Genomic DNA, 12,208 nt, shown 5'->3' with positions numbered 1-12,208 from the left:
CCTCCATCTGCCACTTCAAGATATTTCCAGCAGCCGTCTTATCGTGCGATGGTCTCGTCGTTGATACTGGCGGCAGCAGCCCAAGCATTGGGTTTCGTCACTGGAAAAGAACAGCCTCTCACCGCATTCACACATCCAGCCAATTTGCTTCGCGGGTACCCCTGCAAAAGCAGCATAGGCCGGGACGTCCCGGGTCACAACCGCCCCGGCAGCAATGAAGGCCCACTCCTCGATCGTCACTCCGCAAACGATGGTGGCATTCGCTCCGATCGTTGCCCCCCGTTTGACCACGGTCGGTGCAAAATCGGTTGCGGGCTCACGAGGAAAGGCCGAGCGCGGATTTTTTACATTGGTGAAAACCATGCTGGGACCGCAAAACACATCATCCTCCAAAAACACGCCTTCATAGACAGAGACATTATTTTGAATTTTCACACGATTACCGATCTGTACATGCCTCCCGACAAACACATTTTGCCCCAGGCTGCAATGGGCACCGATGCTGGCACTCTCCATCACGTGCGAGAAATGCCAGATTTTTGTTCCTTCCCCAACTTTGGCTCCTGGGTCGACGTAAGCCGATTCATGTACAAAATAGTCCGGTTGATTCATCGTCTGCTACCCTCTTTCATCATCCGCGTGGCTTCCTCCAATACCCGGACGACAGCTACTCCCTGTTCTCCATCCGACCAGGGAACCTGTCTCGTCTCTATACACTCCAGAAAATGCAGGGCCTCGCTTTGCAGCGGCTCGCCCGTTCCGCTAAACACAATCTCGCTGCCGTCGTCCAGACAAGCCAGGTCTTCTGAAAATCCCTTGCGGTGCAGCTTTACAGTCTGAGTCAGCTCTTCAAATTCCAGCATCCCCCGGGAACCGATGATTACCATGCGCCTTTCCTTTTGCGGCCATAGCCAGGTTGTGTGCAAATGAGCTTGTTGCCCGCCGGAAAAGGAGAGATGCAGATGCACGTCATCCTCGATCCCTCGCTGAAAGATGCTTTGACTTTCTGACCGAAGCATCGTGGGGGATTTCCCGATCAGGGACAAAATCACCGCGATGTCATGGACCCCTAGACTCCACATTGCATTTTCTACGCTGCGGATGGTCCCCAATTGGGCTCGTCTCAGATGAAGGCTGTAGAGTTCCCCCAATTCGCCGGAGCTGAGGTATGCCTGAATCCATTGCATAGCTGGTTGATAGAGCAACAGATGGCCGACCATTAGGATTCTCCTGTGCGCCTTCGCCAGTCGTACGAGTTCCTGAGCATGCCGGACGGACAGAGTCAGCGGCTTCTCGACCAAGACGTCTTTTCCCGAGAGAATCGCTGCTTTGGCCATCGCGTAATGGGTATGCGCCGGTGTTGCTATCACCACCGCTTCTGCCTTGCTTCCCCAGATTTCCTCATACGATTCGTAGACGGGCAACTGGGGATACGCGGTGACGACTCGTTCACGGATGGACGAAGAGAGGTCTGCAACGGAATCCAACGCTTCCAGCCTATGCAAGGTTCGTACCCAATGCTGCCCCCATCTGCCCGCTCCCAGGACGGCTGCCTTTTTCATAAGGGGGTAATCCTTTCCCTATATTGCACGTCTTTGGTAGCGTTGCGCGTATCCAGCACATGCCTGGCATCACGGACAAGCGTCTCATAGTCAACCTCGCTATGATCCGTAGTAATGATGACCAAATCGCAGGAGGTGACGTTCTCCTCCATCAAGGGCAAGGACTCATGAACGATGCCCAGGCATTCAAAAGAAGGGACAAAGGGATCATGGTAAAGGACCTCCGCACCATCTTCCAGAAGCAGCTTGATCACATCGACGGCAGGAGACTCCCGGTAATCACCCAAATCCTTCTTGTAGGCGATTCCTACCACGAGAATCCGGCTGCCCCAAACAGCCCGGCCCTGATCATTTAAAAGCCGGATTACCTTTTCCTTCACAAAGGATGGCATTTTCCGATTGATTTCTCCGGCAAGCGAAATGAAGCGGGTTTGGAAGTTGAGCTCCTTCGCTTTCCATTCCAGGTAATGGGGGTCGACCGGGATGCAGTGTCCCCCCACGCCCGGCCCCGGGTAAAAAGGGAGGATGCCGAAGGGCTTGGTAAAAGCAGCCTCCAATACCTCCCACACATTCAAGTCCAGACGATCACAGAGCATGAGAAGTTCGTTGACCAAGGCGATATTGACCGCCCGAAACGTATTTTCATACACCTTTACCAATTCCGCCACTTTGGCATTGGAAACGGCAATCACATGCTCCACTGTCTGTTGGTAAAACGTCTTGGCAACCTGTAGGGAGGCCGGTCCAATACCGCCCACGACTTTATTGGTATTTTTCGTCGTATAGCGCTTGTTTCCCGGATCTACGCGCTCGGGTGAGTGCGCCAGGAAAAACTCCTCCTCCACTGCAAGACCGGAAGTGGACAAAATCGGGAGCATGATTTCTTCTGTCGTTCCGGGATAGGTCGTGGACTCCAGGCAAATGAATTGTCCCGGCCGCAGTCGTCCGGCGAGCTCGCGGGTGACACTTTCGACATACTGCAGATCGGGTGTTAAATGCTTGGTGAGCGGCGTCGGTACACAGATAATAATGGCATCCATCTCCGCCACCAGGGAAAAATCGGTCATCGCACGAATGAAGCCTTGTTCGACCAAGTCGGTCAGTACAGCACTGTCTACGTCAGGGATATAGCTTTCTCCCGAGTTGATTTTATCAGCACGGTAGGGGTTTTGCTCCACTCCGATCACATGAAAGCCCATCTTCGCCTTTTCAACGGCGAAAGGCAAACCTACATACCCCATACCGATCACACCTACAACAGCGGAACGGCTTAAAAATTTTTCAATAATTGCAGTTTGATGATAGGATTTTGACATCATCATGCTCATGAATTCCGCCTCTTTTCCAAAGGATCATGGCCAAGGATAAAGAAATCGGGGAACCTGGAAAAACCTGGTTCCAGAGCGCGGTTCCAGGTTTACACACGGTTCTCCTCTTAGAATGGCTTGCGCATTCCACTGAAGGTGGATGGAAACCTCTGAGGACAGGGTCTCGTCCAAGCAGCGGTAGGCAGCTTTCAGCGAAGGCTTTCGTTTTCTCGTATCGTGACCGTCGCTGGCCAGTACATGAACCAGCCCGTGTCGCAGCAGCTGGTACGCATATCCCTGCGCCTTTCTACCCAGTTGCCCCAGGAGGCTTCCTGCATTGATCTGAAACAAGACTTTCTGTTCCCGCCATCTCATCAGGTGGTGAAGCGAGTTTCTCAGCATCTCGTTACGCTCCGGATGGGCAATGACGGGCGTGATGCCCGCTTTGAGCAGGTCCTGCAATACCCTTTCGATAAAAGAAAACGGGCAGTAAACAGGCAGTTCGAGCAAGAGATGCTGCTTCTGGTCCCCGATCGTCAGGACCATGTCGTTGGTCACATGATTCAGCAGCTGATGGTGCAAATGCACTTCGGACCCGGGATGGATCACGAGCGGAATTCCCGCGCAATCGATTTGCTGCTGCAGTATTTGCACCGCTGCGATTACTTGATGAGGGCGGTTTTCGTATAGACCGTTGTGGGTGTGCGGGCTTGCCACAATGTCAGTGATCCCTTCAGATGCAGCCATTCTGGCCATTTCCAATGATGTCGCCGCATCTCTAGGGCCATCGTCAACACTTGGTAGTATATGGCAGTGCAAATCAATCATAGTAGTAGCTCTTCGTCGTCATTCTTTTGTGGTTCAGGAGCGTACCGACGAGATTGGCTCCCGCGTGCTGCAATAAACCCTGCGCCTTTTTCACATGATTCACCAGCACTTTTCCACTGCGTACGACGAGCAGCACACCATCCGCATGACGAGCGAGAATTTGTGCATCTGTTACGGGCAGGATTGGGGGAGCATCCAGCAGGATCACATCATAATGAGTTCGGACGCTGAGCAAAAGCTCCCTCATCTGTCCGGTATGAAGCAGTTCTGAAGGATTGGGGGGAAGGGTGCCTGATGTCATCACATGAATATTTTCCTGATCCACTCGCTGGATCACTTCCGCGAAGGGGCGTTCTCCGCTCAAAACTTCGGACAATCCCCTCAGATTCGTCACCGGAAAGCGAAAATGCAGGGCAGGTCTTCGCAGGTCTGCATCGATGACGAGAACACGCTTGCCCGTCTGCGCCATGACTACTGCCAGATTGGTCACCGTGGTCGTCTTTCCTTCGCCTGGATCCGCACTGGTAATCAAGAGGCTTTTCAAATCCTGTTCAAAGCCGGCAAACTGCAAATTGGTTCTGAGTGTCCGGTACGCTTCTGCGATAGGTGACCGCGGTTCTTCCAAACAGACCAGAGACATCCCCCGATCGCCTGCCCTCATCGTTTCCTCTCCTTTTTTTTCCTGCTTTCCATCCATGTCACTCCCCTATTCCCAGTTTTTACCATAAGGCCTGTCCCTTCCCTGAATGCTGGCCTGTTTGCTTCCCACAATGCTACCCCGCTTTGCGTATAAACTTTTTTGACCGCTTCATCACGGGTACGATTCCCAGGACAGGCATGCCAAGCAGGGCTTCCAGTTCTTCCTCTGTCTCGACCGTTTTATGGAGAAATTCCCGGAGAAAAGCAAAAGCGATTCCCGCCATCAGAGAAAGCACAAAGGAGAGCAGCATGTTTAGATAGGGACGGGGTTGAACGGGCTTTTGCGAGTCCTCCTGCTCGGCCGGATCGATCAGAATCACACTGTCCATTTCCATTAATTGATTCCATTTCACCATCGAGATGCGCGCCAATTCGTTCGCAATCCGGACGGCTCTGACCGGATCGGTATCCCTTACCACGACTGCGGTCATCAGTGATTCATTGTCTGTCTTTACCTCAACTCGCTTTAGCAGATTGGTTACCGACTCGTTCACCTTCAGCTTGGCGATGACATCTTCTACAACCAAGCGGCTTTTCATGATTTCGCCGTAGGTTTTCACCAGCTTCTCACTGGTCATCAGATCCTCATACGCCAGCTGACCTCCCGATTGCTGTTTTTTGACAAGCAGCGTCGCTTTGGCTTCGTATACTGGTTTTAGTACAAAAAAACTAATCAACCCCGCTACCACGACGCAGACAACCACTACCAACAGAATCATTCCTGCATTCCGCCGCAGTATCCGTCGTACATCTGCCAGCTCCATCTCCATGACGAATACCTCCTTGGACATTTCATCGACATAAAGTGTACGTATCGGCGCATCTTATCCGTTTGGCTTCCATCCAGCTCCCCGGTAGCCATAAGCCTCCACCGAGTTTGTGCCGTTCAAGCTGGTGAGCTCTATCGTCGCTCTGCCTTCGCACGTTCTGCCTGATAGGCGGGAGTACCTACTGGACAGAACTGAAATATGGAGTTAGTAAAATGGTATGGCGACCCGGATAAAAACTTGACCATTTCTTTTGTCATGTCCTATTTCTTTTGTCGTGAACAGAAAAACCCCCTTCGCAGCATGTCTAACGCTGCAAAGGGGGTTCCCCAATCCTATTTTTCTGATCTCATGCGTTCAAAGTGATTGCCATATCTCCTGCTTGTGTGGTTGTCTTGGAAAAGAACTCATCATACAGAGCAATGACGGCCCGGTCCGCGTCGACTTCCTTCACCCCAAACATCATGCTTACCTCAGACGATCCCTGATTGATCATCTCCAGATTGACCTTGGCATTGGCCAGCGCGGAAGTCGCTCTGGCGGACGTGCCTACCGATCGGCGCATGCCTTCTCCTACGATCATGACGAGAGCAAGACCCCGCTCGACGATAATATCCTCCGCATGAAGCTCCAGCCGGAGCCTGTCGACCACGCGCCGTTCGATTCCCGGCGTAAAATCTTTTTCTCGCAGAATCACCGAGATATTATCAATTCCCGAAGGAGTATGCTCGTAGGAAAGCCCCTCCTCCTCCAGGATTTGCAGGAGACGCCGCCCAAACCCAATCTCTTTGTTTAACAGATACTTGCTGACATAAACGCTGCAGAACCCTTTGTCCGACGCGATACCAGCTACCTGATTCTCATGAATCGCCCGTTCGGATACAATCATCGTCCCGGGTGCTTGCGGATTATTGGTATTTTTGATGCAGACGGGAATGCCCGCCTGATAGGCCGGGTACAGCGCTTCCTCATGAAACACGGAAAAGCCCGAATACGAGAGCTCCCTCATTTCCCGATAGGTAATCACACTGATTTCCTTTGGCTGGGCGATCAGATTGGGATTGACGGCGTACACAGAGTCTACATCCGTGAAGTTTTCATAAAGCTCTGCCTGGATCGCTGCAGCCAGGATCGAGCCGGTTACATCCGAGCCGCCGCGGGAGAATGTCACCAGCTCTCCTTCGGGCGTATACCCGAAAAATCCGGGAAAGACCACAATGTCCTTTTGCTGTTTCAGACTCTGCAATTTTTCGTAAGCCTCTGGCAGCACATGGGCATTGCCAGGCTCCCCTGTCACAAGCAGTCCAGCCTCCTTGGGATTTACGTAGACGGCCTCTTTGCCCACGCTTTGCAGATAGAGCGCAACCAGCTTGGCACTGGTATCCTCGCCTGCAGCCTTCACCCTGTCCATGAAGCGGCCTGGAGCCTCTCCCTGCTCGTATTGAAGCGACTGGTTCAGATGCGCGGCGATACGATCCGCAGCCTCTCTTGACAACCCCAGTTCTTCCGCAATTTCCGCGTATCTGCCATGAATTCGTGCCTGTGCTTCTTCACCAGATTGCCCCGCAAGCCGCTCCTCGGCATACTGGATGAGCAAATCCGTTACTTTGGTATCTTCCTTGTGCCGTTTCCCTGGTGCGGAAACGACGATAATCCGCCGCTGCTCATCGGCTTTGACAATTTTACAAACTTTCTTTATCTGTGCGGCGCTTGCCAGTGAGGTCCCACCAAATTTGGCTACTTTCATAATCCGACTCCTCCATCTATTTCAACGATCAAAACTATATGAGTATAGGTTAAATTATTTGCTCCATAAAGACAAGTGTCTTTTAGGAAAGGACATCGCGGAATTTTCTGCTCAGCTTGCTCGCACAAATGTGAAAAAGAATGGCCCGAAGCTTCGTGCCGGGCCATGTAGGACAGCTTATGCCGTCACATCCAGATTGGGATTGTATCGTTTGATATAGTGGTATAATGCATCCCCGGACAACAGGTGGACGGCCTGTGCTGCTGATTGATGTGAGAGATGCTCCCCGATTTGTTTCTCGCCGCGTGTCAGTCGCTTGTCAGCTGTCTGAGGCAGAGTGAGTACGTGAGGGACCAGAAGCTGCAGATACCAATGTCCCTGTTCTTCTTCAGAAATATCAATCTCCAGCTCGATGTCCGCACTTTCAAACGAATAGAGATGGGTAAACAAATCCTCTTTCGCCGCTGCATCCAGACCGTCTACCTGGAGGCGTGTGACGCGAAGGTAGTACTCCTCGTTAAATAATACGGTACGATCATCCATCTGTTGGTATTTCTTCGTGACAAAATCCATGCGTACTCCCCCTTTCTTTCTTCACACTTTTCAGAATACACGGAACTATGTGATCCGGCAACCGAGCGCGCCTTCTTTCCACGTGGGCGTTTACCGGATTAGAAAACTTGGCTACGCCAAGCATTTTGGCGTGGCCTTAGTTGCACTTATACTTTCACCCTCTATCGCGTTAGCGAAATTACACCTTCTGAAAGTACAAAAAAAAGAAAGGCCCCGGGTTCGAGAATCCTTTCTTTTGAAAAGATCACTTTCTTATATGAAGCTTTCTATCATTGTGGTCATTTGCTTGCGCTGTTTTCCGGGATAATCATATCGCCATTTTGAAAGCTGGCAGTTAAAACAGAGAAGTCCCTTCCGTCAGCGCTTGTGCATCCTCCAAAGTGATGAGCACAGCGCGAGGCTTTCCACCGCTCTGTCCTGCGACGTACCCGTCTGCTTCCATCATCTCGATCAGGCGGGCAGCCCGGTTGTAGCCCACGCGGAACCGACGCTGGAGGCCAGATGCTGAGGCCTGTCCTTGTTCGGCGACGAAGAGCAGTGCCTCATGGTAGAGCGCATCGTCTCCGTGGTCAAAGGACTGTACCTGTTGTTCCAAATCTTCCTTGCTAAACAGATAGGCCGGCTTCCGCTGCTTTTTGATCGACTGCGTAACTGCCTCGATCTCATCATCGGAAACGTAGTTGCCTTGCAAGCGAATCGGAGTTGTCCCGCTTTCCAAAAAGAGCATGTCCCCGCGTCCCAGCAAACGCTCTGCGCCGGACTGATCGAGAATGGTCCGGGAGTCAACCTGAGAAAATACGGCAAAGGCAAGACGCGTAGGTACGTTGGCCTTGATATTCCCTGTGATCACATCAACCGATGGGCGCTGGGTAGCGAGCAGCAGATGAATGCCGCAAGCACGGGCTTTCTGTGCAATGCGGATAATGCAATCCTCCACATCCTGCGGCGAGACCATCATCAGGTCGGCCAGCTCATCAATCACGATGACGATAAAGGGAAGCGGTTCATCTGTCGTTTGGTTGTAGCGGTCAATATCCCGCACCCCCGCATCGACGAACAGGGCATAGCGCTTTTCCATCTCCTCTACCGCCCACTTCAGGGCCGCCGTAGCTTGTTTGGCATCTGTCACCACCGGCGTCACCAGATGCGGCAAATGATTGTAAGGGGCAAGCTCTACCATTTTCGGGTCAATCAGAAGCAGCCTCACCTGCTCTGGATTGGCCTTGTACAGCAGACTGACGATAATCGAGTTGATACAGACACTTTTTCCGGAACCGGTGGAGCCGGCGATCAACCCATGCGGCATTTTTTTGATGTCCGCCACGATCGGCTCTCCGCCGATATCGATGCCCAAAGCGACAGCCAGCGGCGACGGATGGGCTTGAAATTTTTCAGACTCGAGAATGCGGCTGATCAGGACCGGCTGGCTGGTCAGATTGGGCACCTCGATCCCCACCGCGTTTCGTCCCGGTATCGGAGCTTCGATGCGAATATCCTTCGCTGCCAGATTCAGTTTAATATCGTCGATCAGCCCGGTAATCTTGTTCACCTTGACTCCCGGGGCAGGCTGGATCTCAAAGCGCGTGACCGACGGACCCTTTACGATGCCGACCACCTGCGCGTTGACGTTGAAATTGGTCAAGGTTTCTTCCAGCAGCAGTTTTTGCAGTTGGGTATGCTCGTCGTCATCCTCGCTCAGCGTCGGAGAGGGGGCAAGCAAATCCAGCGACGGACGGGTGTATACCGGCTCTTCACCCGATTGTTCGGCTGAAGTCTGCGGATCGGCGATTCCCGGTGTCGAAGTTTGCCCCCCTCCAAATCCCACTTGTGAAGCGTTCTCCCTATCGAATCCCCTCGCCGCGGCCTGCTCCATTTTTTCCTTCAGCTTTGCTGTCTGAAGCTCAGCAAAGGACAGCACGGAAGGCGGATTTGCTGATGCCAAGACAGCGGGTATCTGCTCCGAAGAATTGATAACAGGATCTTTCCCCTGGTCCGTGCTAGTATCTTCCTGGGCATACGCTGCCAATGCAGCTGCGATTTCGGCAGCCGAAGGCCGTTCTTCTGAAGTGACTTCCACCTCAATCCGAATGGGAACAACAACATCTTGTTCACCATCTGGTAAATTGTCTGGTTCTTCCACAGCAGTATCGTCATCAAAATCGCTTGAGCTGTCTCGGTTGATCATCTCGTCTGAATCAATCGAATCGTCTGCGTTGATCATTTCCTCTGTCTCGCCAGATTCGTTTGTGCCGATCCTTTCATTTGTGCCAAGTAATTCTTCTGTATCAAACGTTTCACTTCTGTCGAGCCTCACATCCGACTGAACGGATTCCTCCAGAGCGCTTTGCTCATCTGGAAAGCCTGGCTCGTCCCGATCTGGCAAAGCGGAAACCATTTCCGTTTCTGTCTCCAGTTCCCCTGGTTGTTCGTGGAGTAACAGGTAGGCTTCTTCTGCGCTTTTCTCTCCCTCCTCCGCTTCCGCTAATGAGGAAAGGGAAACATCGCTGGCCGCCTGTTTCGCTTGGCTGGCAAGCAGCCTGTTTTGTTCGTCCTGCTTGAGCCTCGACTGCTGCTCATTCACCAGCTCCAATGCCGACAGCACCCCTGCCGTCGTATGAATCCGGTGGTCGGCCCCTGACTCCGGAGTTATTTTCCCAAAGACCGGCGAAATCACTTCAGAAGGGATGTATGTACGTTTGCCGGCTGCTGGTTTTCCCATCCCGAGGGAAGGCTGCGACTCTTCATTGACAAGAGTGCTTCTTCGCCCTGGAGAGGTGCGCGGCACATCCATTTGAGGCTGCATTTCCGCTTCGCGCGGCTTCACCGTATTGTCCGGCTTCTCTTGATTGCGCAGCTTGTCCGCATTTCGACCTGTCCTCGTATTCCGCGAGCCTGCCGAAGGCGCAGAATCGTCCGAACTTCTTTTGTATGCAAAGGGGCTACTCTCCCGTTCCCGGCTTGCTTCAACCACAGGAGGGGTCTGTGCACGAGTATCCGGCTTTTTCTCGTCAGGGATGACGGGAAATTTAAATGCCCGCCGTTTTTGCCGATTAAACGACTCCGGCGTTGGGGCAGCTTCCCGTTCTTTCGGGTAAATGCTTTTGGTTCTCGCCTGAAGCGAACCGCCAGGCACACTCGAAGAAGGCCGGACATATGTTTCTGTCTGCCCTGTCTGCCCTCTCTCCTGTTCGCTTTCTTCCCCGCGAATAAAACGCATCAAACTGTGAAGCCACGACCACATGTTGCAACGTCCTTTCCTGCATAACCTTCTCTACCCTTTTATCTTACCATGAAATAGCACTTTGTTTTTGTCCTCTTGTGTTTTTTTTGGATATGGAGAAACCTTTTGGCATCTCATGCGTAGTACAAGATGTGGGCAAAGATTAGATTCGAAGGGGAGGAACATGTTCATGTGGAAAAAAGGTAGTGCCGTGCTGCTTGCTTTGACTCTTGTTTTGACAGGATGTTCAGGCCAAGCTGCATTGGTACGTGATTCGGTGGTTGCATCGTTGGAAAAACCCAACTATGACTATCAAGGATCACTCAAACTGGTTGGAGATGTTGACAAACTGCCAGAAGCCCTTGGTGAAAAAGCAGACGCTGAAGGCATCGCTGTATTGAATGCCTTGAAAGCAGGAGTATCTGTAAAAGGCTCTCAGCTTGATCTGAACAACACAAAGCTGCAATTGGAAGTAAATGATGACAAGCTGCTCCGCGACAACGGCCTGTGGACCGGCGACAAAAAGGCTGGTATTGAGCTGATTGTTGGCGGGAATGACTTATATGTAAAATCTCCGCTGGATAAGAAATACCTGAAGCTGGACGCTAACAATCCGGGCAACATGATGATGGGTGCACCGGAAGAAAGTGCTCTTGATCCTGCCAAATTGAAATCTTATCAAGAGAAAATCAACAAATTGACGATGGACTTCACCAAGAAGTACATTGCCAAGTACGGCTACAAGCTGTCCAATGTGAAGAACGCTGGCACAGAAACGGTTGAACTGCCGAACGGTGAAAAGGTAAAAGCAACGCATATCACCATCAACCTGGACACCAAAGAACTGATCCAAATGTTCTTCTATACGGCAAATGATGCTGTGGCAAACCAAGACGTAAAAGCATTCGCGATCGATCTGCTGGTACTGACGAAGCAACTGGAAGAAGATCTGACTCCGGACGCGAAGAAAACCACCGATGCTGAGAAGAAAGCTTACGCCGAAACAACCGTTACAGCAAGTCTGACTGCTGCAAAAGCATGGCTCGACAAAGAAGGCAAGACCTACACGCCAGAAAAAATCATCGAGATGGGTAAAGAACAAGGCTTCCACGGTGTAAACTGGACCTTGGATTACTACATCGACGAAGCAAAAATGCCAATCCGTCAAAAGAGCACCCTGAACGTTTCTTTCGTAACAGATCCAACGAAGAAAGACCAAAAGCCGATTACACTGGGTCTGGAAGGCGATACCCTGTCCTACAATTTCGGCAAAGCAACCAAGTATGAAGTGCCTGCCAAAGACGCATTCGTAACAGTCGAACAACTGAAAAAAGACGAAAAAGCGAAAGAAGCATTCGATCAAAAAGGCTTTTTCCGCTCTTTCGTTGAAACCCTTACTTTCGAACCTGACTGGGACGAAGAATGGGATGCAGTAGAAGACGCAGCCACAGCTGTAGGTCAATAAGATGTATCAAAAAGGCATGACGCTCTGTGCGTCATGCCTT

General features: G+C 51.7%; 10 protein-coding genes. 1 reads left to right on the top strand and 9 read right to left on the bottom strand.

Annotated elements, in window-relative coordinates:
• Positions 1-15: 15 nt before the first annotated feature.
• From NDK47_RS07525 to NDK47_RS07485, 9 genes are all read right to left on the bottom strand, one after another.
• Positions 16-612 (bottom strand): acyltransferase, encoded by a 597-nt coding sequence (locus tag NDK47_RS07525; protein ID WP_305883378.1) that lies wholly within the window; start codon positions 610-612, stop codon positions 16-18.
• Positions 609-1,562 carry a Gfo/Idh/MocA family protein gene (locus tag NDK47_RS07520; RefSeq protein WP_251874235.1) on the bottom strand — a complete coding sequence of 318 codons (954 nt, stop codon included), beginning with the start codon at positions 1,560-1,562 and terminating at the stop codon, positions 609-611. The genes NDK47_RS07525 and NDK47_RS07520 overlap by 4 nt, the downstream gene beginning before the upstream one ends.
• On the bottom strand, positions 1,559-2,890 hold the full coding sequence (locus NDK47_RS07515) for a nucleotide sugar dehydrogenase (RefSeq protein ID WP_251874234.1): 1,332 nt from the start codon (positions 2,888-2,890) through the stop codon (positions 1,559-1,561). The genes NDK47_RS07520 and NDK47_RS07515 overlap by 4 nt, the downstream gene beginning before the upstream one ends.
• A 24-nt stretch (positions 2,891-2,914) precedes the next feature.
• Entirely contained in the window at positions 2,915-3,697 is a 783-nt protein-coding gene (locus NDK47_RS07510) for a tyrosine-protein phosphatase (RefSeq protein ID WP_251874233.1), read from the bottom strand.
• Positions 3,690-4,394 carry a CpsD/CapB family tyrosine-protein kinase gene (locus NDK47_RS07505; RefSeq protein WP_251874232.1) on the bottom strand — a complete coding sequence of 235 codons (705 nt, stop codon included), beginning with the start codon at positions 4,392-4,394 and terminating at the stop codon, positions 3,690-3,692. Before NDK47_RS07505 ends, NDK47_RS07510 begins: the two co-directional genes overlap by 8 nt.
• Positions 4,395-4,470: 76 nt before the next feature.
• The gene (locus NDK47_RS07500; protein WP_251874231.1) at positions 4,471-5,166 is read right to left on the bottom strand and encodes a YveK family protein; all 696 of its coding nucleotides are present in this window, start codon (positions 5,164-5,166) and stop codon (positions 4,471-4,473) included.
• A gap of 346 nt (positions 5,167-5,512) precedes the next feature.
• A complete protein-coding gene (locus tag NDK47_RS07495; protein ID WP_251874230.1) occupies positions 5,513-6,910 on the bottom strand; it encodes an aspartate kinase in 1,398 nt (465 codons plus the stop codon).
• A gap of 177 nt (positions 6,911-7,087) precedes the next feature.
• A complete protein-coding gene (locus NDK47_RS07490; RefSeq protein ID WP_251874229.1) occupies positions 7,088-7,483 on the bottom strand; it encodes a hypothetical protein in 396 nt (131 codons plus the stop codon).
• Between the two features lie 334 nt (positions 7,484-7,817).
• Positions 7,818-10,724: a DNA translocase FtsK gene (locus NDK47_RS07485; protein WP_251874228.1), complete on the bottom strand. Its 2,907-nt coding sequence runs from the start codon at positions 10,722-10,724 to the stop codon at positions 7,818-7,820.
• A gap of 169 nt (positions 10,725-10,893) precedes the next feature.
• On the opposite strand from NDK47_RS07485, the gene NDK47_RS07480 reads away from it, so the two are divergent.
• A complete protein-coding gene (locus tag NDK47_RS07480; protein ID WP_251874227.1) occupies positions 10,894-12,168 on the top strand; it encodes a hypothetical protein in 1,275 nt (424 codons plus the stop codon).
• The last annotated feature ends 40 nt before the right edge of the window (positions 12,169-12,208 follow it).

Source organism: Brevibacillus ruminantium (assembly GCF_023746555.1).
Taxonomy (GTDB): Bacteria; Bacillota; Bacilli; order Brevibacillales; family Brevibacillaceae; genus Brevibacillus; species Brevibacillus ruminantium.
The sequence above is the reverse complement of the archived record's forward strand: the minus strand, read 5'-3'. Positions and strand labels throughout refer to the sequence as shown.

What these genes read in the sequence shown, in the direction of transcription:
- NDK47_RS07525 (WP_305883378.1), bottom strand. Translation starts at nt 612, where the DNA reads ATGAATCAACCGGACTATTTTGTACATGAATCGGCTTACGTCGACCCA.
- NDK47_RS07520 (WP_251874235.1), bottom strand. Translation starts at nt 1,562, where the DNA reads ATGAAAAAGGCAGCCGTCCTGGGAGCGGGCAGATGGGGGCAGCATTGG.
- NDK47_RS07515 (WP_251874234.1), bottom strand. Translation starts at nt 2,890, where the DNA reads ATGAGCATGATGATGTCAAAATCCTATCATCAAACTGCAATTATTGAA.
- NDK47_RS07510 (WP_251874233.1), bottom strand. Translation starts at nt 3,697, where the DNA reads ATGATTGATTTGCACTGCCATATACTACCAAGTGTTGACGATGGCCCT.
- NDK47_RS07505 (WP_251874232.1), bottom strand. Translation starts at nt 4,394, where the DNA reads ATGGATGGAAAGCAGGAAAAAAAAGGAGAGGAAACGATGAGGGCAGGC.
- NDK47_RS07500 (WP_251874231.1), bottom strand. Translation starts at nt 5,166, where the DNA reads ATGGAGATGGAGCTGGCAGATGTACGACGGATACTGCGGCGGAATGCA.
- NDK47_RS07495 (WP_251874230.1), bottom strand. Translation starts at nt 6,910, where the DNA reads ATGAAAGTAGCCAAATTTGGTGGGACCTCACTGGCAAGCGCCGCACAG.
- NDK47_RS07490 (WP_251874229.1), bottom strand. Translation starts at nt 7,483, where the DNA reads ATGGATTTTGTCACGAAGAAATACCAACAGATGGATGATCGTACCGTA.
- NDK47_RS07485 (WP_251874228.1), bottom strand. Translation starts at nt 10,724, where the DNA reads ATGTGGTCGTGGCTTCACAGTTTGATGCGTTTTATTCGCGGGGAAGAA.
- NDK47_RS07480 (WP_251874227.1), top strand. Translation starts at nt 10,894, where the DNA reads ATGTGGAAAAAAGGTAGTGCCGTGCTGCTTGCTTTGACTCTTGTTTTG.